Annotated in this window: 20 protein-coding genes and 1 pseudogene; 15 read left to right on the forward strand and 6 right to left on the reverse strand. The window is 36.6% G+C overall.

Annotation, left to right across the window (positions count from 1 at the left end):
• Positions 1 to 417: 417 nt before the first annotated feature.
• A complete protein-coding gene (locus tag ES765_RS18380) occupies positions 418 to 1,068 on the reverse strand; it encodes an N-acetylmuramoyl-L-alanine amidase (protein ID WP_138115810.1) in 651 nt (216 codons plus the stop codon).
• 199 nt (positions 1,069 to 1,267) lie between these two features.
• Here ES765_RS18380 and ES765_RS18385 point away from each other — a divergent pair, with 199 nt between their 5' ends.
• The 13 genes and pseudogenes from ES765_RS18385 (at position 1,268) to ES765_RS18445 (ending at position 10,393) form a co-directional block, all read left to right on the forward strand.
• Positions 1,268 to 1,555 carry a hypothetical protein gene (locus tag ES765_RS18385; protein WP_138115811.1) on the forward strand — a complete coding sequence of 96 codons (288 nt, stop codon included), beginning with the start codon at positions 1,268 to 1,270 and terminating at the stop codon, positions 1,553 to 1,555.
• 24 nt (positions 1,556 to 1,579) lie between these two features.
• Entirely contained in the window at positions 1,580 to 1,864 is a 285-nt protein-coding gene (locus ES765_RS18390) for a hypothetical protein (protein WP_138115812.1), read from the forward strand.
• A pseudogene (locus ES765_RS18395) lies at positions 1,851 to 2,939 on the forward strand (TraG family conjugative transposon ATPase); the annotation flags it as partial. The gene ES765_RS18390 and the pseudogene ES765_RS18395, both read left to right, overlap by 14 nt.
• Before the next feature lie 179 nt (positions 2,940 to 3,118).
• Positions 3,119 to 3,331 (forward strand): hypothetical protein, encoded by a 213-nt coding sequence (locus ES765_RS18400; RefSeq protein WP_138115813.1) that lies wholly within the window; start codon positions 3,119 to 3,121, stop codon positions 3,329 to 3,331.
• Between the two features lie 279 nt (positions 3,332 to 3,610).
• Entirely contained in the window at positions 3,611 to 5,008 is a 1,398-nt protein-coding gene (atpD, locus tag ES765_RS18405) for a F0F1 ATP synthase subunit beta (protein ID WP_212744267.1), read from the forward strand.
• 110 nt (positions 5,009 to 5,118) lie between these two features.
• A complete protein-coding gene (locus ES765_RS18410; protein ID WP_138115815.1) occupies positions 5,119 to 5,520 on the forward strand; it encodes a F0F1 ATP synthase subunit epsilon in 402 nt (133 codons plus the stop codon).
• A gap of 2 nt (positions 5,521 to 5,522) precedes the next feature.
• Complete coding sequence (locus ES765_RS18415) at positions 5,523 to 5,846, forward strand: AtpZ/AtpI family protein (RefSeq protein WP_249356576.1); 324 nt, start codon at positions 5,523 to 5,525, stop codon at positions 5,844 to 5,846.
• Positions 5,833 to 6,153: an ATP synthase subunit I gene (locus ES765_RS18420; protein WP_138115817.1), complete on the forward strand. Its 321-nt coding sequence runs from the start codon at positions 5,833 to 5,835 to the stop codon at positions 6,151 to 6,153. The genes ES765_RS18415 and ES765_RS18420 overlap by 14 nt, the downstream gene beginning before the upstream one ends.
• Positions 6,143 to 6,859, forward strand: a complete 717-nt coding sequence (locus tag ES765_RS18425) for a F0F1 ATP synthase subunit A (RefSeq protein ID WP_138115818.1) — start codon at positions 6,143 to 6,145, stop codon at positions 6,857 to 6,859. Before ES765_RS18420 ends, ES765_RS18425 begins: the two co-directional genes overlap by 11 nt.
• Before the next feature lie 64 nt (positions 6,860 to 6,923).
• Positions 6,924 to 7,190 carry a F0F1 ATP synthase subunit C gene (locus ES765_RS18430; protein ID WP_138115819.1) on the forward strand — a complete coding sequence of 89 codons (267 nt, stop codon included), beginning with the start codon at positions 6,924 to 6,926 and terminating at the stop codon, positions 7,188 to 7,190.
• Positions 7,191 to 7,202: 12 nt separating this feature from the next.
• Complete coding sequence (locus tag ES765_RS18435; protein WP_138115820.1) at positions 7,203 to 7,949, forward strand: F0F1 ATP synthase subunit B; 747 nt, start codon at positions 7,203 to 7,205, stop codon at positions 7,947 to 7,949.
• Positions 7,950 to 7,956: 7 nt separating this feature from the next.
• On the forward strand, positions 7,957 to 9,504 hold the full coding sequence (locus ES765_RS18440; RefSeq protein ID WP_138115821.1) for an alternate F1F0 ATPase, F1 subunit alpha: 1,548 nt from the start codon (positions 7,957 to 7,959) through the stop codon (positions 9,502 to 9,504).
• Positions 9,497 to 10,393, forward strand: coding sequence for a F0F1 ATP synthase subunit gamma (locus tag ES765_RS18445; protein WP_138115822.1), 897 nt, complete (start codon positions 9,497 to 9,499; stop codon positions 10,391 to 10,393). The genes ES765_RS18440 and ES765_RS18445 overlap by 8 nt, the downstream gene beginning before the upstream one ends.
• A gap of 157 nt (positions 10,394 to 10,550) precedes the next feature.
• Here the strand turns inward: ES765_RS18445 and ES765_RS18450 are convergent, their stop codons facing one another.
• Both ES765_RS18450 and ES765_RS18455 read right to left on the reverse strand, forming a co-directional pair.
• Positions 10,551 to 10,784 (reverse strand): SHOCT domain-containing protein, encoded by a 234-nt coding sequence (locus tag ES765_RS18450; RefSeq protein ID WP_138115823.1) that lies wholly within the window; start codon positions 10,782 to 10,784, stop codon positions 10,551 to 10,553.
• A gap of 87 nt (positions 10,785 to 10,871) precedes the next feature.
• Positions 10,872 to 11,075 carry a dodecin family protein gene (locus tag ES765_RS18455; protein WP_138115824.1) on the reverse strand — a complete coding sequence of 68 codons (204 nt, stop codon included), beginning with the start codon at positions 11,073 to 11,075 and terminating at the stop codon, positions 10,872 to 10,874.
• Between the two features lie 345 nt (positions 11,076 to 11,420).
• Here ES765_RS18455 and ES765_RS18460 point away from each other — a divergent pair, with 345 nt between their 5' ends.
• Both ES765_RS18460 and ES765_RS18465 read left to right on the forward strand, forming a co-directional pair.
• Positions 11,421 to 20,114 carry a GH36-type glycosyl hydrolase domain-containing protein gene (locus ES765_RS18460; protein ID WP_138115825.1) on the forward strand — a complete coding sequence of 2,898 codons (8,694 nt, stop codon included), beginning with the start codon at positions 11,421 to 11,423 and terminating at the stop codon, positions 20,112 to 20,114.
• 1,127 nt (positions 20,115 to 21,241) lie between these two features.
• Complete coding sequence (locus tag ES765_RS18465; protein ID WP_249356578.1) at positions 21,242 to 23,887, forward strand: cation-translocating P-type ATPase; 2,646 nt, start codon at positions 21,242 to 21,244, stop codon at positions 23,885 to 23,887.
• Between the two features lie 476 nt (positions 23,888 to 24,363).
• Here the strand turns inward: ES765_RS18465 and ES765_RS18470 are convergent, their stop codons facing one another.
• From ES765_RS18470 to ES765_RS18480, 3 genes are all read right to left on the reverse strand, one after another.
• Entirely contained in the window at positions 24,364 to 25,053 is a 690-nt protein-coding gene (locus ES765_RS18470; RefSeq protein WP_138115826.1) for a hypothetical protein, read from the reverse strand.
• Positions 25,054 to 25,078: 25 nt separating this feature from the next.
• Positions 25,079 to 25,378, reverse strand: a complete 300-nt coding sequence (locus tag ES765_RS18475) for an HPF/RaiA family ribosome-associated protein (protein WP_138115827.1) — start codon at positions 25,376 to 25,378, stop codon at positions 25,079 to 25,081.
• 106 nt (positions 25,379 to 25,484) lie between these two features.
• The gene (locus ES765_RS18480; RefSeq protein WP_138115828.1) at positions 25,485 to 26,639 is read right to left on the reverse strand and encodes a hypothetical protein; all 1,155 of its coding nucleotides are present in this window, start codon (positions 26,637 to 26,639) and stop codon (positions 25,485 to 25,487) included.
• Positions 26,640 to 26,667 lie beyond the last annotated feature (28 nt).

Genomic DNA, 26,667 nt, shown 5'->3' on the forward strand with positions numbered 1-26,667 from the left:
TCGAGATGATTTGGGAAAACAAGGTTATATTTAACATAAGAGAAAGGTGTGGTTTTGAGTGCACCACAAAGGTAACTTTGAGGAACAGAATTCCCTTTCTCTTTTTTAATCGTTTAGGACGCTATTGGAACATTATGTTTATAGGATATTATGTACAAGTAAAATTTTAAAAAGTGCAATTTTTCACAACTCTTTACATTACACCTTTTGGATAAGGGTCCAAGATTGCAATTAAACTTCCTAGAACATACTTCGAAAAACCAAAACTCTTTACATTACACCTTTTGGATAAGGGTCCAAGATTGCAATTAAACTTCCTAGAACATACTTCGAAAAACCAAAACTCTTTACAAAATCCGCTTTTTGTAAAGAGTCTTCCACATTTCGATTATAATGCTTTTTATAATCTTCATTACTTCAATCTCCAGCTCTTTCATAACCATTTCTATTTTGTATTAAACATTCCAACATAACCAAAGCCAAGACCTCAAAATTCGACGAACTTTGATAATATTCATTTTCATCCCGATTACTCAAAAACCCCAATTCCAAGAGAACAGAAGGACAAAAACCATCAGTTTCTCGAAGCACCTGAAAATTCGCAAACTTCACTCCCCTACTTTCAAAGCCCAATTTCTTTCCGAATTCAGCCTGTAACTGAAAAGCAAACCAAATAGATTTGTTTGAATATTTAGATTCAGTATTGCCAACATACACTTCAATACCTCTTGCGTTTGGATTGTCCGAATGATTACAATGCAACGAAACAAACAAATCTACATTTAAAGCCTTGGCCAACTTCGTTCTGTCCGATAAAGAAATAAGCGTATCGCTATATCTCGTCAAATAGATATCTAGTGGCAATTTTGACTGTTCGTTAAGGCTTAAAATTTCCAAAGCGATAGCCAGTACAATATCTTTTTCCTTGATGCCATTCATACCGATGGCACCCGAATCATTTCCGCCGTGCCCGACGTCAATAATTATTCTTTTTTGCGTTGCAGTTTCCTGTCCAAAAATGATGCATAGTTGCAGCAGTAAAAAGACAAAAATGACGTTTTTGAGCACTTTTTTTCATTTTCAATTTTGAGGTTATTAACAGCTTGGTTTCAATAATCCATAAAATTTGATGTCAATTAATAGCAACGGAAACCAAACGAAACCAAATAATATTTTATTCACAATTACTTGATTTTCAATTATTTACAAACAAATATATGTAAATTTCCCCTAACGAAAATGAATCAAAAATCTAAACTTTTACGTTATGAAAAAATCACTCTATTTGGCAACATTTCTCTCGCTGCTATCCACTTCACTTTTTGCTCAAATTGGTGGCATTGAAGATTCGGTCCTTGATGTTTCAAATACTGTCCGAACCATTTTCCCTATCATTCTTGGGGTCATCTTCCTTATTGGTTTCCTATTCAATGCTGGACACTTCTTCGGCGAAAACTCAGACCTCAAAAAAGGGATTACAAGGGTTCTTGTATTTGTTTTGATTGCTGGTGCAGTGGTAGGCATATTCACGTACCTAATCGGAATCGTAGTCTAAGCGGCCATTTTAAAAAAGTGTTCTATGAAAAAGTTCGAGGTCTATAAAAATATCAGAAAAAGGGCGGTCATTTTTGGACTGCCTATTTCCCTATTTGCCTTGATGATGGTTTCCATAATTGCTTCGCTCTTGGTCATCATATTTTCTTTGAGCTTCGGAGTCATAGTAGGCATATTCATTTTCAATGCAGCTTTATATGTCGCCTTGACGCACGTAACCAACAATCCACAACTTTTTCAGATGGCCAACGCCTTCCCGAAAATTATTAGTAACAAAAGAAATTCGGGCCTCGATTATGGACAAGATTAACCTTTCGGCATATCAACCTATTGCGGATATTCAGGATAATATGGTGTTTGCCAATAATGGCAATGTGGTCTTGTGCTATGAAGGGATCCTACCGGAAATCTACTCCCTATCCGAAAAGGACTTTGAGGAACTACACGATGCCTGGTTTCAGTCTCTAAAATCCTTGCCTGTCGGAACTGTAGTCCACAAACAGGATATCTACCTTAAAAAATTCTATTCTTCAGAACATCTTCCGAATACAACTTTTTTGGAAAAAGCAACACATGAACATTTTAAAGGGCGTGAACATATTGAGCACACGTGTTATCTGTTCTTCATCCTGACCAAGAACAAAGCTCTCAACAATCCGAAATATAGTAATCCCTTCCGAAAGGTCTTAAAAGGAATTGTACAAGAACTGGATGATACTATTAAAAGCTTCGCCAACTTGGTAAGCGATTCTGTTTCCTTTATCAACAATAGCCGGAGAGTATCTCTCAGACCATTAAATGAAAAAGAAATTATCGGTCTTACAGAGACCTATTTCAATGGTTTCAATGAGGGTTTCGATACCGATATTTTACTGGATAAAAAAAGCGTCACTATTGGCGAAAACCATTTTGATGCCCTTGCCATCAATAGCGAACAGTGCTTTGGCGAAAGTGTACAGAGTAGCAAGACCAATGAGAAATTCACTTCTGACGATTTTGTATTTCATCAAGGGTTTATTGATGGCCTAGGGCTTACGCTTAACGAAAACCATATCGTCAATCAGATTTTGTATTTGGATGACAAACAAAAGTGGCGCAAGCTGCTCGATAAGAAGATAGAAGAACTGAACAAAAGCTCCAATTTTGGTTCACAGAACAAAGTGGTGCTCGGGAAAATTCAACACATCCTTGACCAGATTAATGCCGATGACAATTCACGGGTCATTCGGGGTCATCTCAACATTATCTATTGGGCGAAGGAAGCGAAGGAATTAGATAAAATTACTTCAAAGATAAAAACCGAATTCAAGGAACTGGATAACCTTCCCTACTATCCAAGAGGCGAAGAACGCAAAAATTACATACTGAATAGTTACTCGAAATTTAAAAGATTACTCTTGTTTTATAGGGGTCAAAACAGTGGAAAGGAGAAATTGCGCTTTGAAAAACCGAATTAAATTCTTTCAACAGTAGGTTGAGTAAACTTGTAACACGCTAGACAAATAAAGAAGAGCTTGCTCAAATAAGGCATTTTCAAAAGCAATTTATATTTCATGGCGGTGTTATGGAAAATTTGCTAGAAACTATTCAAAAATATGATTCTCAGATATCGGTACACATTGAGGCAGACAACCCTATATTGAATGCAGACTTATCCAGAAGACATTATCAGTTGAGAAATCGATTAGAAGCAAAAAGAGAAATATATGCTGACCTTAAAAATAATATTTTTAGATTTTTAGAAAAAAACTTTATACTTTTAAAGCAAGCATCTTAATTCCATTTCACATTATACATCTATACTTTATCATATTTTAATAGGGTTACACTTATAGATTCCCAAAACTTTTATACTAAAAGAACCCATTGATTAATGTGTTAATGACCTACGTCATTTACTATACATCTAAGCATCAATATATTTACATTCTGTAATATTTAATTTGAAGTATTAGAGAGCATTATGAATAAGCTGGCAATGCTACTACATATATCAAATTTTAGCATTCTTGTAGGGCTATTAAATTTCAACAACTAGTACCCAATGGAAAACAAAATGATATCTCAACCAAAAAGTATAGGCTATGTGGTGGCTGTACGTGGTAGCGTAGTTGATCTGAATTTTGAGAAAAACCTTCCTACTATTAATATGGTTGTAAAAACAGGGAAGGCTATGGACATCATTTTGGAAGTCCATATGCAACTCGACAAGAAACACGTTAGATGTGTTGCATTAACGCCAACCCAAGGTTTATCAAGAGGGATGAAAGCTGAGTCGAATTATGAGCATTTAAAAGTACCTGTTGGCCCAGAAACGCTGGGACATATGTTTGATGTTTTTGGGAATACATTAGATGATTTTGTATTACCTAAAAAAATGGAATGGCGTAGCATTCATAATCAACCGCCACCATTAACCCAACGTGCAACAACGTCTCAAGTATTTGAAACAGGTATTAAAGCCATTGATGTTTTGCTTCCTCTAGAACGTGGTGGTAAGGCAGGTTTATTTGGAGGTGCGGGAGTTGGTAAAACGGTTTTATTGACAGAGCTAATCCACAATATGGTTAAAAATCATCAAGGCGTCAGTATGTTTTGTGGCATTGGCGAACGAAGCCGAGAAGGCCTCGAACTTTATCAGGAGATGAAAGAGGCGGGTGTGCTAAAGGATATGGTTATGATTTTCGGTCAAATGAATGAACTTCCTGGTACTCGTTTTGGCGTGGGACATGCAGCATTGACCATGGCAGAGTATTTTCGCGATGATGAGCATAAAGATGTGTTGTTATTGATAGACAATGTTTTCCGCTTTATTCAAGCAGGAATGGAAGTCTCTGGTTTACTGGGTCAAATGCCATCCAGACTAGGGTATCAGCCAACAATGAGTACAGAGCTATCACAATTGGAGGAACGGATTTCGAACACAAAAACAGGAGCGATAACCTCTATTCAGGCAGTATATGTGCCTGCGGATGACTTAACAGATCCTGCGGCAGTGCATACTTTTTCTCATTTGTCGGCAACGATAACCTTGTCAAGAAAAAGAGCGAGTGAAGGTATGTATCCAGCAATCGATCTATTGCAATCTGGTTCTAAAATGGCTACACCTATTGTCATTGGGGAAAGGCACTATAATATTGCACAGAAAATTCGACAGACATTGGCGCAATATGAAGAATTAAAAGATATTATCGCAATGCTTGGCTTGGAGCAGCTATCACTTGAGGATCAAAAAACAGTGAAACGGTCACGCAGACTCGAGCGATTTCTTACGCAACCTTTTTATACAACAGAACAGTTTACCCAATACAAGGGGAAAAATGTGAGTCTTAAAGACGCATTGAATGGTTGCGAAAGAATATTGAATGATGAATTTAATGATCATCCAGAAAGTGATTTCTATATGATTGGGACCATTGATGAAGTCAAGAAGAAAGAAGAAGTTATCGTATAGAAAATGAAATTTCAAGGATGCATTTTACCACAAGTTTAAAAAGCAAATTGAAAGCTTCAGGTTAGTATTAGACGCAGTTGACATATAAATTTAAAAAAAAGCAAATAGTGATGAGCACAACTTTAATGCATCTTAAGATTCTACTTCCCTATGGCGTTTTTGCCGATATAAAAAACGTGAAAAGAATTGTTGCGGAAACAACAGCTGGCTCTTATGGGATTTTACCACGACGACTAGATTGTACAGCGGCTTTGGTTACAGGAATTTTGTTATATGAAACGGAAAGTGAAGGTGAAAAATATATTGCTGTGAACGAAGGTATTTTGATAAAAGCTGGAGAGCAAGTTTCAATATCAGTTCGTAATGCTATCGGTAACGCACCTCTCGGAAAACTAAAGGCAAAGGTGGAAAAAGAAATGGTAGAATTGGATGAACAAGAAGTAAGTGCTCGTATTGTTATGGCAAAGCTAGAAACTGGCTTTCTGCGTAGTTTTCAAAAATTGAGAAAATAAATGTGAAAAAGGATAAAATACATACAAATAAGTCTTTTGAGAAGATAGTCGGCGATAAGGAAGAAAGAAAATTGCAGGCACAGCGTGAAACAAAAAGCGTATGGTCTGGATTGGGATTATTTGGTATAATAGGGTGGTCCATCGCATTACCCACCATTTTGGGTGCAGCTTTAGGAATCTGGCTTGATAAAAATTATAAAGAAAATTTCTCATGGACGCTTAGCCTCTTGGTCGCAGGATTGATGATTGGTTGTGTGATAGCATGGAAATGGATTCAAAAAGAAAATATGGAGATTCATAAAAAAAACGAAGATGAAAACGAATGAAATTATAAATCTACTACCAGCTATGTTCGCCGGGATTGCGCTAGGCATCATATTTTTTGGAGGACTTTGGTTTACAGTCCGTAAAGGTTTAGACTCAAAGAGACCTGCTCTTATATTTATGGGTAGTTTAATTTTAAGAATGGGAATTGTTTTGATGGGATTTTATTATGTGGGGTCGGACAGCTGGCAAAAAATGCTTGCTTGCCTCGTAGGTTTTTTAATAGCGAGAATTGTAATTGTTCACATCACTAAAAAAGATGGGCAGACAAAAACAAGATTCATAAAAGGTGTGAGCGATGAGAGTTAGTCCAGATCAAATGGTTTTTTGGGAGTATGGGTTTATTACTATAAATCTTACCATTGTCACTACATGGGCTTTAATGTTTCTACTTGTATTTGGTGCGTGGCTTATTACTCGAAAATTAAAATCAGATATTGAGACATCCCGTTGGCAAAATGTTTTAGAGATGTTGGTATTGATGATTCGTAATCAAATAAAAGAAGTGGGATTAAGCAAACCTGATAAATATATGGGCTTTATCGGAACCTTGTTTCTTTTCATTGCAGTTTCAAATTTATTGATAATACTGCCTTGGTATGAGGCGCCAACCGGGTCGCTTTCCACCACAGCGGCACTTGCTATATCTGTGTTTATCGCAGTTCCTTTTTTTGGAATTGCTGAGGGAGGACTTAAAAGGTACCTACATTCTTATTTACAGCCTAATATCATTATGCTTCCATTCAATATTATTAGCGAGATATCCAGAACTCTTGCCTTAGCTGTTAGACTATTTGGGAACATAATGAGTGGTGGTTTGATTGCTACCGTCTTAATTTCTATTGTTCCTTTTTTCTTTCCAATGGTTATGAGTGCATTGGGCATGCTAACTGGGATGATACAGGCTTATATTTTTGCAATCTTAGCGACGGTTTATATAGCAGCTGCCACAGAAGACACTCAAAGGAAAAAACATAAAGAGATTCCGCTTGAAGTAAATGAAAAACAAATTTAAAATACAGGTAATAAGAAAAGAATAATAGAATTGATTTTAAAGTATAATTATTAAATATAAAAATATGGATAACGTAACTATTATCGCAATGGTCTCAATCATTACCGCAGGTTTTACAACAGGTATTGGTACTATGATGCCAGCAATAGGCGAGGGAAGATCAGTTTCAAAAGCATTGGAATCTATTGCTCAACAACCCGATGCCTCCCCAACTATTACAAGAACATTATTTGTGGGTTTGGCAATGATTGAATCGACGGCTATTTACTGTTTTGTGCTTTCAATGATCCTAATTTTTGCAAATCCGTTCTGGAATCATTTCATAGCGTAATAATAATTTATAATGGAAATCAACTGGTTTACAGTAATAGCACAAATAGTCAATTTTCTCATTCTGGTCTGGCTCTTGAAACGGTTTTTATACAAGCCGGTATTGAAGGCTGTTGATGAAAGGAAAAAGAAGATTGAAGCGCGACTTGAGGATGCTGCGATGAGAAAGGCTGAGGCGAAAAAAGATAAAGATTTGTTCCGTCAAAAAAATGAAGATTTTGATAAAGAACGTACAGCCAAAATGAATTTAGCCCAAGAAGATGTAAATTCTGAGAAAGAACGTCTATTTAAAAAAGTACGAAACGAATCGAACGCACTGCGTTCAAAATTCGAAAATTCATTTAAGCAAAGAAAACAAGAATTAACAGATAGTCTTAAACGTAAAACAAAAGATGAAGTTTTTGCCATTGTCGGAAAAACACTTTCTGATCTTGCCAATGCCAATCTTGAAGATCAGGTTATACATGTTTTTATAAAAAAAATTGACAATTTGACCGAAGTGGAAAAATCAAAATTTATACACGCTCTCAATGACAAACACAATCCAGTTGCCATTAAAAGTGTATTTGACTTATCGGCAAGTTCTAAACAGAAACTCGAAAAAGCGATTGGACAATTCGCTGAAAAACAATTGGATTTTAACTACAAGCTTGAAGCAGAATTATTGAGTGGTATTGAGATTGAAACAGCAAGTCACCAAATGTCATGGAATATTGAATCCTATCTGGATTCATTAAGTAGGGATAGTATTACAATGTAGATATATAATGGAATCAATCGATATAGATCAAATAGTAGGTGATACGTTTTTGGAGATAAGCCAAAGCCGGCAAAGTTATGATCCCGTAATTAAATTTCGCGAGGTCGGCGTTGTAAAAAATGTATCTGCTGGAATTGCCACTGTAACGGGTTTACCGGGAACAGGTTTTGAAGAGCTTTTAGAGTTTCCAAACCATTTATACGGTATGGCTTTTAACCTAGATGAAGACGAAATCGGTGTAGTTCTTTTGGGCAGGAACGATCAAATTAAAGCTGGAGATATCGTTTTAAGAACCCATAGAGTTGCAGATATTCCTGTAGGCGAGGGACTTATTGGTCGTGTTATCGATTCACTTGGAAATCCTATGGATGACAAAGGTCCAGTAACATTTAAAAAACGATTTCCTCTAGAACGACCTGCACCACCTATAATGGATCGCGAAGCAGTCAACGCACCTTTACAAACTGGAATTAAAGTGATCGATGCAATAATTCCTATTGGTCGTGGACAACGAGAATTGATTATGGGTGACCGACAAACGGGAAAAACTTCCATTGCTATTGACACTATTCTCAATCAACACGATAAAAATGTGTTGTGTGTTTACTGTGCAATCGGGCAGCGCACAGCAGCAGTTGCCAAAGTGATTTCAGAGCTTAGAGAAAAGGGTGCCATGGGTTATACTGTTGTTGTGTTTTCGGAGGGTAATAGTTCGCCAGGTCTTCAATATTTAACGCCTTATGCTGCCACAAGTGTTGCAGAGTATTTTATGGAGGAAGGACGCGATGTGTTAATTGTCTATGACGATTTAACCAAACACGCAAGAGCCTACCGTGAACTTTCACTTTTATTGCGTAGGCCACCAGGCAGGGAAGCATTTCCTGGCGATATTTTCTATATTCATTCTAGGCTGCTGGAAAGAGCTACCCATTTAAATAAAAAATTAGGTGGTGGTTCCTTGACTGCCTTACCTATTATAGAAACGCAAGCGCAGGATATCTCCGCTTATATACCCACAAATGTAATTTCGATTACCGATGGGCAGATATATTTATCACCAAAATTGTTTGAATTAGGTTTGCTTCCAGCAGTAGATATCGGAAAATCTGTTTCTCGGGTTGGAGGAAAAGCACAGCTGAAGGCATATCAAAAAATTTCTGGGAATTTAAAACTGGCTTATGCCCAATCTGATGAATTAGAAACATTTGCACGCTTCGGCACCCGTTTAGATGAGGATACGCAGAAAACAATCGAGCGTGGCAAAAGAATACGAATGGTTTTAAAACAAGCTGAGAGAGAGCCGGTTTCCGTGCCAGAACAACTATTGGTATTACTTGCGCTAATGTATGGTGTTCTAGACACTGTAGCTCTAGATGATATAACAAAAGCAGAAACCCTTATTCGAAAGAAATCGTCCCAATTCCCTGAAGATGTTTTTCGACGGATTTCTGCATCAGAACCATTGACAGATAGTGATGAAACCATCCTTGTAAACTTGGCAAAGGAAGCACTTCAATCAATTACGGATAGTACCAAACCAGCTAAAGATGAGTGATACTTTAATCAATTTACAAAGAAGAAAACAAAGTGCGGGCGATTTGGCATCGGTGGTTCGTACCATGAAGGCCATGGCAACTTCTAATATTACCCAATACGAAATGGCGGTTCATTCTTTACAGGATTATTATCGCACTATTTCCCTTGGAATACATGCCTGTTTTAAAAAGGAAGGAATTTCACTTGTATCAAAAAAGCATAATGAAAGAAAATCACTATCCGTCATTGTCATCTTTGGGTCAGATCAGGGTTTGGCTGGAAGGTTTAATGAAGCAATAAGCTTATATGCACAAAACATACTAAAAGAAATTCATGGGGAACAAGAAATCTGGGCAGTTGGAGAAAGAGTTTATTTATTGCTTCTAGATGCAGGTTTGTCTCCTACTAGGTGCTTTAGTGTTCCCAGTTCGGTTTCTGCAATCACCCCTTTAGTGAACGAGCTATTAATTAAAAGTGAAGAATATCGAGAAAAAAACCATTTTTACAGTTTTCATATTTTTCACAATGCACCCTCACAAGTGCCAAATTATCTCCAAGAAGGGCAGCAGCTATTTCCTCCCAATAAGAAATGGGAAAACGAGATAACAAATATGGAATGGCCTTCGCAAAATGTTCCTCAGGTTATTGGAGGCACTGAAAGTACTTTGAGGATTCTAATTAGAGAATATCTTTTCGTTTCCTTATACAAGGCTATTGCGGAGTCTTTGGCTTCAGAAAATGCAAGCAGACTGGAAGCAATGGGGCGTGCAGAAAAAAATATAGATGAGATGTTAGATGAATTAAAAAGAGGTTACAACCGCCTTAGACAAAGCACTATAGATGAAGAGCTTTTTGATGTTATTGCTGGATTTGAGGCTTTAAAAAAGGATGATCGTTATACTTCGTAGGTATATATAAGAAACACAGCGTGAATTTATGATTATATGAATCAAATTTTTTATTAGAAACTTAAACAACGATAGACTTCAGCTAATCAAAAAAATTATCTTTCAATAAATTACCAACGACCTGCCTTAATGGATTTTTACTTTCACTTCTTCTTAATTATTTTTTTGAATCGATTGTTTCTTTCGCTTCCAAATACGCTTCTTTGGTAATATCGCCTAGGGCATATCTTTTTTTTAGAATGTCCAATGGGGTTTGACCGTCAAACGGAATATATTTGTCAGCCGCCTTTTTCCCGCCATAAGGTGAAACAAAAATCCAGATTACAACGAGAATCCAAATTATCCACCAAACAAAGTGCATTCCCCAATAATTGTCGTTATAAAAGTCCATAATATCGTTTTTTAAATGTCTTGTTAATATGCTACTCGACAATTTCCCTTCCAAGAATCCACTTCATAAATAACTTTTAAAACAGTACTAATCCATAATACCAAAACATACTTTGGTGGTTACTCTATATTCAACAAGCTCATTTTTTTCAACTGTTGCCTGCATATCTTTTACATAAACAGATTTAATATTTTTTACAGTTTTAGAGGCTTCTGTAACCACATTTTTAACTGCGTCATCAAAACTTACTGTTGAGTTTCCTAGCACTTCTATCACTTTTAATACAGACATAGTTTAATTTATTTAATTATTAATAAGATTCAAAAATAGAGGTACTACAAACCATATTAAATGACCTAGGTCAGTAATCAAAATAATAACACAATACTGACCTGCGTCATTTTACAAAACTTGTGATAGAATTACTTTTGAAATAGTATAAACTAAAAGATTGGTACAACATCCATTATGCATCATTGGTGAATTGCCACGCTAAAGCTTTTAGAAAGAATAATATCAATACCTACTAAGGAAATGTTTAGCAGTATAACACCTGCACCTTCCAAACCCATTTAAAGGTTGCTAGGAAATATTATTATCATTTATTTTTATTCAGCAAATCATTACAATTTGAATATGAAGGTAAAAAACACTACAGTTTTCGAAATGCTATCTCGAATGCGTGACTATTTTCAAAAGGGCAATTCCTTTTCTAATACGACCGTAGCAGATCCTATACGCTCAGAATTGTACACTTTAAATCAAATGAAAACCCATGCGGTTATAGTCGCGCGATCTCATATAGTACTTGAAGGCAAACGTAAGGATAAGCTTTTAAAAAGATTAGATGACAATCATAAAATTTTGGTGGAAGTACGAAACCTACTAGTGGAAAGTATCCAATCTGGTCAGGCTATAACACCTGCAGCAGAATGGTTGTTGGACAATTTTTATTTAATTGAAGAACAAATTGTAACGGCTAAAAAACACTTACCAAAAAAATATAGTGAAGGCTTGCCTTATCTGTCAAATGGTAACTCTAACGGTATGCCTCGCGTTTATGACATCGCTCTTGAGATAATAGCACATAGTGATGGTCGCGTTGACTTATATGGCTTAACTGCTTGTATGTTAGCCTATCAATCAGAAAAAATTCTAACACTTGGAGAATTATGGGCTATTCCCATCATGATGAAACTCGCTGTCATTGAAAACCTTAGAAGGATCGCTGAAAAAACAGCACTTGATATGATTGACAATAACATAGCAGATTATTGGAGCGATCAAATGATAGAAACAATAAAAAAAGAACCTGCTGATCTGGTGTTGACTATCGCAAATATGGCCGGATCCAAGCCTATTTTAAATAGTCCGTTTGTAGCAAGATTCACTCGTAAATTACAGGGAAAAGGCCCTGTCTTTAATTTACCGTTAGACTGGTTGGAGCAACAATTATCTAAGGAGGGTATAGCTGGCACTGACCTAGTGAGGGAAGAAAACCAAAAACAGGCTGCAGATCAAGTGTCGGTTAAAAACAGCATTGGCACACTACGATTTATAGGTTCTACTGACTGGCGCAAATTCGTAGAAGCCTCAAGTATAGTTGAGCGCGTATTACGAAGAGATATAACAGGTACGTATCCTAAATTAGATTTTGCAACACGGGACAGATACAGGCATGTAATTGAGACCATTGCAGCTTACAGCCCACATTCTGAGACTGAGATTGCAGAGAAAACTATTGAATTAACAAAAAAATATGATCTAGAGGATGAAGCTCATTACAGAAAACAACATGTAGGATATTACCTTATAGGTAAAGGCTTTAACCAATTAAAGGAAGCTTCACAGATGCGTTTTAATATAAGACAGAGTCTGACCAGTTTCATAAAAAAAGAACCGGTTTTTATTTACATTTCTTTCATCACCATTCTTACCTTGACCATTGCTTTCGGGATGTTTTCCGTAGCTTTTAAGTATGGAGATTTTAACTGGCAATTTCTTATACTGGTAGTTCTGTTATGTATAGCAGGTGCAGCTCATTTGTCTATTTCTTTCTCTAACTGGCTAGTAACTATTTGGATAAAACCCAAAATTTTACCTAGACTGGATTTTTCAAAAGGCATCCCAATTAAATACCGAACGCTTGTTACCATACCAACAATGCTTTCGAGCGAAAATGACATTGAAGAGAATGTGGAAACCCTTGAAATTCACTTTTTAGCAAATCGGGGAAAAAATTTACATTTTAGTTTATTAACCGATTTTACGGATGCAGATTCAGAAACAAAACCGAATGACCTTTCCTTGCTTGATTTAATGAGTGAAAGAATTCAACAATTAAACAAGAAACACAATCAATCTGGACAGCCTGATATCTTTTACCTTTTTCATCGACCAAGAAAATGGAATCCAGAAGAAGGTAAATGGATGGGATATGAACGAAAAAGAGGGAAACTATCTGCCTTAAATACACTGCTAAGAGATGATGATAAAAAGAATTTTAGCCGAATTGTTGGAGACTTCGGAGTTCTAAAAAATATAAAATATATAATCACTCTAGATTCAGATACTCAACTGCCAAGGGAAGCAGCTTGGAAATTAATAGCTACCATGGCACATCCCTTAAACTGGGCAGTATATGATGAAATAAAAAATAGGGTGGTGCAAGGTTATGGAATTTTACAACCAAGAGTAGCCTCAGATTTTCCTAAAAACAAAACTTCACTTTATTTGCGTTTGCAAGGGGATATGAAAGGCATAGACCCTTACACCCGAGCATCTTCTGATGTCTATCAAGATATTTTTGAAGAAGGCTCGTTTATAGGGAAAGGTATCTATGATGTGGATATATTTGAAAAAGTTTTGGGCAATCGTTTCCCTGAAAACCGTATCCTAAGCCATGATCTCTTAGAGGGGTGTTATATTCGCTCTGGTTTACTAAGCGATGTTGTATTATATGAAAACAATCCTTCGAATTATGAATCGGATATAAAACGCCAGCATCGCTGGATAAGGGGAGATTGGCAAATAGCTGCGTGGCTATTGCCATTTGCAAGAAATAAATATGGGAATAGAGTCCGCAACAAACTTTCTCTCTTATCCCGATGGAAAATTATTGACAATCTGCGCAGAAGCTTGTTGCCCATTTCTCTTTTATCAATATTTATCTTTGGCTGGTCCGTTTTACCCAAACCTTGGTTTTGGACCCTTGCCGTTACCATTATTATTTTACTACCAGTAATGGCGGCGGCATTTTTAAAACTGATTCGCCCTCCAGATGATTTAGATTTTAATGCCCATATTTCTGAAGTAGGTAGTTCTGTCAAGGAAGTGTTATTGCGTTTTGTCTTTGGAATAGCTGTATTACCATATGAAACTTACCGTTTTACAGATGCTATCATTAGAACCACCTGGAGAATGCTGGTAAGTAATAAAAAACTTTTGGAATGGACGCCGTCTACCGATGCTTTCCGTCAATCAAAAAACAGTATTTGGAGCATTTACCTAAGGATGTGGATAGGTCCTGTATTGGCTTTTCTTTGTCTTTTATTATTTGTATTCTCGAATTCACCCGCATTTTTTACCTCTATTCCTATTCTTATTTTATGGTTTGTTTCACCCTATATTACCTGGAGGTTAAGTAGAACAGAAAAAGAAGAATCGCTCGACCTTACCCTGACACAAAAGGATTTTCTTCATAAATCGGCCAGAAAAACATGGAGCTTCTTTGTACAGTTTGTGAATGAAGGAGAAAACTGGCTTCCACCTGATAATTTCCAACAGCACCCAAATCCGGTAATCGCCCACCGTACATCGCCTACTAATATCGGCCTCTCTTTATTGGCGAACCTTACAGCGTATGATTTTGGCTATATTACCATGAAAGAAATGCTTTTGAGAACTAGTAATACGCTCAAAACATTACATAAAATGGAACGCTATAAGGGGCATTTTTACAATTGGTATGATACCCGAGACCTATCAATCTTAACACCAGCCTATGTATCTACAGTAGATAGCGGAAACTTGGTGGGGCATCTCCTTATTTTGCGACAAGGCATATTAGCGTTCAAATCTAATCCCATTTTCAATGCTGAAAGCTATAATGGTCTTCACTCCACCATAGGGATCATACAAGATTTGCTGAAAGACGAAAAAGATGAGCGCATAGAAAGCATAGAGCGTGTGCTGATTATGGCCAATAGTGACCGACACAATTCCTTGTCAGTAATTAAAAGAAATATGGACAATATTTTGGCTTTCAGCGACCTAATAAAAGGATTTGATGAACATACAGAAACCGGAAAATGGATGCTTAAATTAAAGCATCAAGTTCAAAACATTAGTGAAGATTTATACAGACAAATTCCCTGGCTGAATCTATTACCCATTCCCGAATCATTTACCAATCTATCAACATTAGATTTTAATCATTCTCTTCTCTCCCTACGGGAAACAAATATTGAGTTGAGACAGCAGATTGATTTAAACAAAAAAGAAGTAATTGATAAAAATGAGCTTAAATGGCTTGTAAAAGTTGAAACTGCCATAAAAAGCAGAACCGATCTTATTTCAGAAGAACTCAACTATTTAGAGGAATTAGGGGAACAATTAGAGCAATTGACTATTGTGGATTATGATTTTTTACTGGACAAATACACTAATCATCTTTCGATAGGTTATAACGTGGATGAGTTGAGAAGGGATGATAGCTTTTATGATATGCTTGCTTCTGAAGCTAGGATGGTTGTTTTTGTAGGTATTGCACAAGGAAGGTTACCTCAAGAAAGCTGGTTCTCTTTAGGTCGTTTACTTACCGATTCGAAAGATGGACCTGTTCTACTATCATGGAGTGGTTCGATGTTTGAGTATCTGATGCCACAATTGGTAATGCCAACTTATGAAAATACGTTATTGCATGCTACTAACATTGCGATGGTAAAACGGCAAATAGCATATGCAGAAAAACGCGATGTACTTTGGGGCATTTCAGAATCTGGTTACAATAGTGTGGATGCCAGTCTCAATTATCAATATCAAGCTTTCGGGGTACCAGGATTAGGATTAAAACGTGGATTAGAGGCTGACTTAGTTATAGCACCTTACGCTAGTATGCTGGCTTTAATGGTAGCACCAAAAAAAGCAACATCTAATTTAATACGTTTATCAGAAGAAGGGTTTGAGGGAGAATTTGGCTTTTTCGAAGCCATTGATTATACCAAAACGCGAGTACCTCGTGGTAAAAACCATGTACTCATCAACTCCTTTATGGCGCATCACCAAGGGATGGGTTTTTTATCCTTTGCTTATGTTTTATTAAACAAGCCCATGCAAAATCGATTTGCCGCTGAATTGCGGTTTCAAGCGACCCTTTTACTATTGCAGGAGCGTATTCCAAAGAAATTCATTTTTTATGCACACACCGCTGATGTTACTGATATACATACTACTGAAACAGATGAACAACTAAGAATTATAAATACTCCAAATACGCACATACCTGAATTACAACTCCTTAGTAATGGAAATTATCATGTAATGGTAACCAATTCGGGAGGAGGATATAGTCGCTGGAAAAATTTAGCTGTAACCAGATGGCGGGAAGACGTAGTAAAGGATAATTATGGAATCTTTTGTTATATAAAAGATGTCAATAGTGGTAATTTTTGGTCTAATACCTACCATCCCACCCTGAAGCCTTCCAAAAATTATGAGGCTATATTTTCGCTGGGAACAATCGAGTTTTGCAGACGAGATTTTGGTTTTGAAACCACTACCCAAATTGTGGTTTCACCTGAAGACGATGTAGAAATTAGAAAAATCAAAATTACCAACCGGTCAGAAGTTTCAAAAGTTATAGAAGTTACCAGTTATACAGAGCTTGTTCTGGCAACCCAAGCTTCTGACGAAGCACATCCCGCATTTAGTAACCTTTTTGTTCAAACAGAGATACAGCCAGAATACAACGCTATATTTGGTACAAGAAGACCCAGATCAAAAGATGAATTGCCTCCCCATTTTTTCCATTTAATGAATTCCTATGGAGCGCAAGTGGAAGAGGTTTCATTTGAAACAGATCGGATGCAATTTATTGGCAGGGGAAGAACCTTAGAAAACCCCAAGGCATTAGATGCTGGGAGGTTAGCTGGTAATCAGGGGGCAGTTTTAGATCCCGTAATGTCTACCAAATACTGTATCATCATTAAGCCAAATAGCACTGCAACTATTGATTTAATATATGGTATTTCTGATAGTCGGGCAGCGAGTGAAGCACTGATGCATAAATACAGAGATGAGAATCTTAAAAAGCGCGCTCTAGATCTTTCTTGGACGCATAGTCAGGTATTGTTAAAACAACTCAACGCAACGGAAGCAGACGCACAATTATTTGGAAAGTTAGCTGCATCAGTTATTTATTCAAATCCTGCATTGCGCGCTAATGAAGCAGTGATTAAAAGCAATTTCAGAGGCCAGTCCGAACTTTGGAGTCATTCCGTTTCGGGCGACCTTCCTATTGTATTGTTACAAATTTTCAAGTTAGATAATCTAGATTTAGTTGCGCAAATGATTAAGGCGCATGGATATTGGCAATTAAAAGGATTAACAGTAGATCTAGTAATTTGGAATGAAGGTCACGGCTCATACCGGCATGAATTACAGGATCAGATATTAGGAATGATTTCTGTCGTTAATACATTAACTAGTCACGTGCTTGGGAAAATATACGTAAAATCAACCGATCAAATTTCCTCGGAGGATCGCATCTTGTTTGAAAGTGTTGCCAAAATAATAATCACCGACACAAAAGGCTCCTTATCGGAGCAAATATCAGGGCGTTATAGAACAAAAGTTTCATCCCAAGTATTAGAAGTTACATCCATATCTTCTTCAGATATAGCTATAGAGAATGTGATGATGCCATCAAACCTTAAATACTATAATGGTACAGGAGGTTTTACGGCAGATGGAAAAGAATATAAGATACTAACTAATAATGAAGCAACTACTCCAGCACCTTGGGTGAACATCATTGCAAATCCTATAATCGGAACAGTCGTTTCAGAAACTGGCTCATCCTATACCTGGGCAGTAAATGCGCATGAATATCGCATTACGCCATGGCATAATGATCCAGTGATGGACAGGAGTGGTGAAGCTTTTTATCTGCGTGATGAAGAAAATGGGTTGTTTTGGTCACCCGCACCTTTTCCCGTAAAAGGTGAAACGAATTATGTCACTACGCATGGCTTTGGTTATACAGGTTATGAACATATAGAGAACGGCATATCTTCTGAAATGACAGTTTTTGTAGACCAAGAAGCACCAATAAAATTTGTAGTACTTAAAATAAAAAATAAAACAGAACGGTTACGAAAATTGTCCTGTACTGGATATCTGGAAATTATTTTAGGCAATGTCCGATATAAAACCAATATGCATGTACTTTCAGAAAATGATACCCAAAATGGAGTCTTGCTCTTTCGTAACAGATACAATGATGCCTTCGCCAGTCGGGTGGCATTTTTTAAAATGATTGGGACGAGCGAGTATAGCTATACCACTGACCGGTCTAAGTTTATTGGCAGAAATAGAAGTCTTTCAAATCCCCAAGTTATGTACCGCCTAGATTTGAAAGGAAGAATTGGTGCTGGGCATGACACTTGCGCTGGTTTGCAAGGGAAATTTTCTTTGTTGGCAGGAGAAGAACGGGAGATTGCTTTTCTGATTGGTAGTGGTGAAGATACCGCCTCAGCTGTTAAACTCACTCAGACCTTTTCAGAGCTGAATACAATTATTCAATCTTTTAATCAAGTAAGGAAATATTGGAATGAGATAGTAAGTACAGTGCAGGTTAAGACGCCAGATGAGTCATTAAATCTTTTGGCCAATGGATGGCTTACCTATCAAACTATAGCTTCCAGATTGTTCGCCCGAAGTGGATTCTATCAATCTGGTGGCGCCTTTGGTTTTAGAGACCAAATTCAGGATGTTCTGTCATTATTGCACAATAAACCTGAATTTGCCCGAGAACAAATACTTATAAATGCTTCCCGCCAGTTTAAAGAAGGTGATGTTCAGCATTGGTGGCATCCACCAGAAGGAAGGGGTGTACGTACTAAGTGTTCTGATGATCTTTTATGGCTCCCATTTGTGGTATATAGATATTTGAATGCTACTGGTGACTTGGAGATACTGAAAGAGCAAACTAGATTTTTAGAATCAAGACTTTTAAATGAAGGAGAAGAGTCCCTGTATGATTTACCAATGATTGGAAGTTCAAGTGCTAATCTTTACCACCATTGTCGTCTAGCCCTCAAGCATAGTCTTCGTTTTGGAGAACACGGTTTACCGTTAATGGGTTCAGGAGACTGGAATGACGGAATGGATCAGGTAGGAAATGAAGGCAAAGGAGAAAGCGTTTGGCTGGCATTTTTCCTTTTTGATATTCTTTCCAATTTTGAGAAAGTAGCTATCAATTATGGTGATACCGAATTTGCAACCACCTGTAAAGAAGAGGCGCTTCAATTACAGTCCAATATTGAGAATTCTGCTTGGGATGGTGAATGGTATAAGCGTGCCTGGTTCGATGACGGAACACCTCTGGGTTCTAAAGTAAATGAAGAATGCCGTATTGATGCCATTTCCCAAAGTTGGTCTGTCTTGACAAATGCTGCGCCAGAAGAAAGAAGAAATAGCGCCATGGATTCCTTAAATAAACACTTGGTTAAGAGAGACATAAAGATTATTCAACTTCTTAATCCACCGTTTGATAAATCTGATATGAATCCAGGATATATTAAAGGTTATGTACCTGGTGTAAGGGAAAATGGTGGGCAATATTCCCATGCAGCCATCTGGACTCTCATGGCTTTTGCAGCCCTTGGCGACCGCAAGACAGCCTACGAACTCTTTAGTATGATACAACCCATTAATCATGCCTTAAATCCAGAGGATGTAGAAATTTATAAAGTAGAGCCTTATGTTATGGCTGCAGATGTTTACGCCAATGAAACGCATCGTGGTCGTGGCGGATGGACTTGGTATACAGGTTCCTCAGGTTGGATGAATCAATTCATCATTGGTTCACTTCTTGGCATGGAAATCCTTGTGGACAAACTTAAATTTACACCCTGCTATCCTGAAGAATGGCCTTCAGTTACCATCACGTATCGTTACGGAACATCCACTTATAATATTATTATATATCAGGAAAGGGATATTGAGAATTCGTGGTGGAAAATGCAAAATGAACAGGGGAAAGGAACTATTTTTCCTTTAAAAGATGATGGTATGCTTCATAAGGTTGAGGTTCATGTTCTTATCTAAGATATACTTATGCTTGCTAAATTTTAAAACCGCTCTATCTAAGTAACAATCTAGAATGTGTTGATATGATTAAAAATAGTCAGTTTCAAGTCAGTTTTAAACATCATATGTTGTTCGACCACAAAATCCTATACTAATGTTCTAATGGAATAACCTAAATCCATTTAAAATAGTAGTAGATAGGAATGTTCTTTTTTAGGGTTACTTAATTGGTACTATTAATAATAATTCCTGTTTTGGCGTATCGACCAACCACAAGTAATTAAATTTTGTAGTTATTTTCTAAAAATCACTTAAACTGACCTAGGTCAGTTGACAGCTTTAAAAGTGAGTGTATATTGCAGTATAATTAAGAAAACAAGTTCTTTTTCTTTGACAAAATTAAAATATAGATTCTTGGGTAATGATACCTATTGAATTTTGGAGTTGTCTAAACGTATTTTAAGTCTTGTGTTTTATGTTTCTAGGAATAGAGATAAAAAATTACAAGTAGTCTTAACATACATTTGATATCTTCAAAGGAAATCGAAACATTTCGATGTTTCGATTTCCTTAAAAAATAACCTCTGTTCACTGCAAAGTAGAAGAGGTATTATGAAGTAATTGACATTTTTCCTTTAAAAATTATTTATAAAGAGATACTAGAGATAGAATTTTGGACTAAATATAATTGACTGAGAAATAATACTATCTTCATAAAAAACGGGAAGTCTTATAGGCTTCCCGTTTTTGTTTTTAGACCAATTTTTATTGTTGTAATATGTTAAATTTAAATAGCAAGAAGAAGAGCTTTGTTTTACTTCATTTCGCTAGGACGATTCTTTTTTAAAATTAAACACTCGGACTGTGACCTAGGTCAGTTCACAGCTTTATAAGTGAGCGTATATTTCAGTATAATTAAGAAAGCAAGTTCTTTGATAAAATTAAAATATAGATTCTTCGTTTTAATCTTACCAAAAAGGAAGAAGCTAAAGCACGTAAACCAAAGAAAATTGAAATTGCATAACGCGTGATTTTTATTTTATTCGTCTTTAAATTACCCTCTTACCAAAAATTAATTAAAGGATTTGGCAAGAGGGTTTTTAATCTTTCATCAATTAGTAGTTATAATTAAAATTCTAAGGATTATGTTAGAACCTTTTGCGCTTTCCATAGCAACTATTGTAGAAAAATTAAACAGTAATATCAATTATGGTTTAACTGAAAACGAGGTAAAACAACGCATAAAAAAGCACGGGAAAAACGAAATAACTGTCAATGCAGTTAAAACAAAATGGAAAATCCTTGTTGACCAATGTAACGACCCTATTATTTTTATTCTCTTTATCGCAGCAGTCCTCACCTTCTTTTTTAATGATGATTTACCTGAAACATTAGCTATAATTACAGTTATTTTAATTACCGTAATTATAGGTTTTATAATGGAATTACAGGGTATTCGTTCTTTAGAAGCACTTCGTAAAATGGGCACCACAGAAAGTACCGTTTTGCGCGACGGAAAAATTAAAACCATAAAATCATCATTATTAGTTCCTGGAGATATCGTTTTGATAGAAGCTGGAGATGTGGTTTCTGCAGATGCTCGCCTTATTACTATTGAGAATTTAGCCATTAAAGAAGCTTCACTAACTGGCGAAAGTAGAGCCATACATAAGGACTTAAATACGCTTCCTAAAAACACCATATTATCCGATAGAAAAAACATGGTATTTAAAGGAACAACCGTAGAGCAAGGTTCTGCAAAAGTAATTGTGGTAACCACAGCACTACATACGGAGCTGGGTAAAATTCAACAAATGGGAAGCGATGTTGTAGAACAACGCACACCATTAGAAAAAAAGCTAAACGAATTAAGCAAATGGCTTATTTGGCTGACCTTGATTTTTGCCACCCTCATTATTTTTACCGGATATTTAAGAGGTCAGGATATGCTTTTAATTATAGAAACAGCAGTAGCATTAGCTGTTGCAGCAATACCAGAAGGACTTCCCGTTGTAGCAACCATCGCTTTGACTAGAGGAATGCTGAAACTATCCAAGCGACAGGTCATCATTAAACAAATGGAAGCTGTTGAAACTTTGGGGGCTACAAATATAATTTGTACAGATAAAACAGGAACGCTTACCGAAGATAAAATGCAAGTGCATACCTTAGTTTTTGAAGATGATGCAATAAGCGAAATACAAAACAAAGACACTATTTATTTTGAAGATTTAAAACAAGCAGAAGCTTTTAATGCTATGTTGAAGACTAGTATTTTGTGTAACAATGTTATTTTAAATGCTGAAGAACTGCGAGGCGACAGCATTGAATTGGCACTTATTCAATTTGCTGAAAAACTCAAATTTGATTCAAAAAAAATTAAAGAAAATAATCCAGAAAAATTAGAAATTCCGTTTAATACCTCTAGTAAGTTAATGGCAACATTAAATAAAAATGAAGCTAAAGGTTATACGGTTTATGTAAAAGGTGCTTTTGAAAGTGTCATAACCCATTGTAAGACTATTTTAAAGGATAACAAATCAAAAGAATTCAAGAATAAAAAAGAATGGATTAAACGTGAAAATGAGTTAGCATCTCAAGGATTAAGAATATTAGCCTTTGCGTTAAGCAACCACGAAACAAAACCAAATAAAGACGAATTATTATCCGAATTAACTTTTATAGGTATTATTGGATTTTTAGATCCAGCAAGAGAAGATGTAAAAGCAACCATTAATGTTTACAAAGAAGCAGGTATAAAAGTGGTAATGATGACAGGCGATCACCCTGGAACTGCCAAAAAAATAGCAGAAGAAATAGGCTTGTTATCCAAAAACGCAGCTTCAAATAGTATTATACATGGAAAGAATTTACAATTTGGAGTCGAACACCATACCAATGAAACGAAAATACTTGATGCTTCAGTCTTTGCAAGAGTAACACCAGAACAAAAGTTAAAACTGATAGCACTCTACCAAGAAAACGATAATGTTGTTGGTATGTTTGGCGATGGCATAAATGATATCCCTGCATTACGAAAAGCAGATATTGGTATCGCAATGGGAATTAGAGGCACACAAGCAGCAAGAGAAGCAGCAGATATTATTCTTAAAAATGACAAATTCACAGCTATGGAATTGGCAATAAGTCAAGGTCGTGCCATTTTTGACCATATAAGACAGTTTGTAGTGTATCTGCTATCCTGTAATTTGGCAGAAGTGGTTTCTGTAGGTTTAGCAGCTTTATTAGGTTTACCAGCACCTTTGCTACCACTACAAATATTATTTTTAAATCTTGTAACAGATATATTTCCTGCATTAGCCTTGGGAATGGGAAAAGGCGAAGTGGATATTATGAAACGACCACCCAGAAAAGCAAACGAACCTATAATGAGCCGAAAATTATGGTTTTCTACTATTATTTACGGACTTTGCATAACTGCCGCTGTTGTAGGCATTACGGCATACTCTTATTTTGTATTAGAGTTTTCAGCCCAAGTAATAAACAATATGGCATTTTATACATTGGTATTAGCGCAGTTGTTAAACGTATTTAATATGGCTGAAAAGAAGATATCATTTTTTAAAAATGAAGTCGTAAAAAATCCTTGGGTTTGGTCTGCAATTGCAATATCGTTACTAATTACTATAAGTGCATATTACATTCCACCTGTTGCAAAAGCACTATTTTTAGCGAGCTTATGTTTAGAACAAATTGGTTGGGTCATTGTTTTTGCATTAGGTTCATTGGCTCTATCTCAAATTATAAAACGCGCAGGTGGTACGTTTTAATTTATTAGTGTCAATACATTTTAGAAATTTGCTTAAAGCTCATTAAATTCTTTAGGCTAAGTTCTAATATAGATATGTGTTATTTTTGTTTAAAATGATATTTTATGATTCCATCAGACTTTAGAAATTTTTTCATTAGTAGTTCAACGATTGTGCAGCAAGAGATCGTGTCTTCATTACTACCGTTGTCTTTGCAGGATGCTCAAGTAAAAGACAGTAATTAGATTAAAGCAGTTACTTGTCCACATTGTTCAGCAACTCATATCCATACTAACGGTAAACTTAAAGGCATTCAGCGTAATGTTTGTAAGAAGAATTTTAGTGAGACTACTGGAAAGTTTTGGAATCTCGCTTTTATTATACCCTTCTTCTTCATGAATTTTAGAAAGTAATTCAAAACTATACACCAGTATGTAGTTTTCAATATAACCCACATAAATACAGTATCCTTTGTTGAGATTTCAATTGACGTTACTTTAATAGATATGCTCTTGCAAAGGAATAATCCGTTCGAATTCGGAACAGGTGGAATCAAATAGCAGACCCCCATTCAGAATACGGCCAAATTGCTCCGCCGTTGGGGTAATGTAGATTTGTGTTCCTTCTTCATCACGTTCTGTTAGCATTTTTACGGGAGTGATAACATCTAATTGTGAGAGGTTTTCAGGGATTTCGGCCCGTGATAGGGAAAGCTTTCCGGCACCTTTATGGGAAGCCACCAAAACTGCCCATGCATTTTCGTCCAATTTGGTATTCAAGATAAGATGTCCTCTATAGGGCTTTAGAATCTGTCCGTCCCGCATCGCAAAAATGGTATCGCGTATAATGATCTTCGAAATGATGGTATCATCTTTTTGATCGGCGGGAAAATCGGTTTCCAAATCTTTTATGAACAACCTGCCGTTGCGGAGTTCAAAATCGTTACTAGAATCTATTTCAGAACGGGTCATTTTTATAAGGAATTCCTTTCGCTTGATAAAAGCTTGGTCATCAATGAACATCGAAGCGCTATCGACCTTGCACCAATAGATGCCTTGATAATCACGGGGTATCTCTGATAACGGTTTTGTGTTTGCAGGCTGTGACTCACCAAAGACTACGGGAGGTTGGCATGAGGTTAAGATGCCCAAAAATAATAAGATAAGGATAAGGCTATAGGTATTCATTTTATCTTCGGTTTCATATTAGGTTTCAATGGGTGCTCATCTGAGCCTTTCTCTTTTCAAGTTGGACTTCCAAATCACGAATTGTCTCGGCGACCGAGTTTTCAAAGCTGTCTTCGTCAGAGGATGCGAATATTCTAGGACCAGGCAAACTCAAGCGTATTTCACATATTTTACCCTTTCCATCAGTATCTTTTTCTTCTTTAAAAAAAACATCGGCCCCAATAAGCCAGTCGTATTTTTGACCTAGATTATCTACTTTTTGCTTAACTAATTCTTCTACCCCTTTTCTCTGGGCAGTCTGTACAAATTGAATAATCACTTTCATCGATTGTTATTTTTTTACTTCTTTACAGGCACTAAGCCAGTTCTAGTTAATATCATTTGAACAATGAAAACCGGTAATATGCTATGCCTATTATTCAAATAGTCGTTTAATACCGATATAATGCGTTCACCTTTGAATACGGGTTTGGCATTTCATCTTTTTCCAATAGATACACCTTCCCACCATTCAAAAAGGTTTTGATGGCCACTTTGTTCAATAGCGATACACTTGATGGTAATAGGTCTTCATCTACCCGAACAAATCTTTTTTCGGGATCGTAAATACCATAGATATCGGCGCTATTCTGAATGAAAAGCGTGTCTATTTTTCCGTCCAAGGCTGCAAGCACTACGTGCTCGATTTCAGAGGAAGTTCTGCCAGTACTATCATATTGCCTAAAAGTTTCAACTTTTTCTTTACGTTCCTCATCAAAAATAGGAGCGACTTTTTCCCAGGCCATTTCGTGCAAGAGTAACTTATCGGTCTCCGATAGATTGCAGTTTATAGGATTGTCCAACAAATGTTGGTAACTGTTTTCATCTTTATATATCGAAAATAAATAGTCTTGCGATGCAACGATCATCGGCTTGTTGTCATCTTTCAAAAGGGTCATTAATCCTTTATCGATCGCTCTGAAATATCGCGCTATTTCGTTCTTGCGATTCCGGTCTCCCTCTGCATGACCGTGATACATCGCACGGCCCTGAGCATCTGCCCCGCTTTTATACTGTAGGCTTTTCGGCTCATAATCATAGCCTACGCGATCTTCCATACGTGACGGAATCAAATCATCGACGACTACCTCGACAATACTGTGTCTGGTCTGCTCGTAGAGTCTTACATTCTCCAGTTCCAAGGCCAAAACGTAAAAATTTCCATCGCCCGTAAACATCGGAAGCACGGGTTTTAGGTAAAACCCGTTCGCCAGATAATTGAACGCCTTGAAATGAACGGGAAGCGTATATTTTTTTAAAAAACTATCGGAACGGAAAATCGCAAGTCCGTCAGATTGGTGCCTCCAGAATTCGCTGTCATCCAAAAGTTCTTGAATGGGTGCAATTAAGGTGTCAATTTCCCTAGGGCCCATTTCCTCTTGTTCCAACTTGCTTTTGACTTCCTTCAATTGGTTCTTTAGTAATAGGATGTCCTTTCCCTTCAATACTTCTTCACCTGCACGATGCGTGGGTATGAAAATAGAAATGCAGCTTTCGCTATGGATACCTTCCAACTCCTCGATTTCCTTTTTTGTTATCAATGCCATTTTTCAACTAAGTTTTAGGTGTACTTCT

The sequence above is a fragment of the Maribacter sp. ACAM166 genome, assembly GCF_005771495.1.
Classification (GTDB): domain Bacteria; phylum Bacteroidota; class Bacteroidia; order Flavobacteriales; family Flavobacteriaceae; genus Maribacter.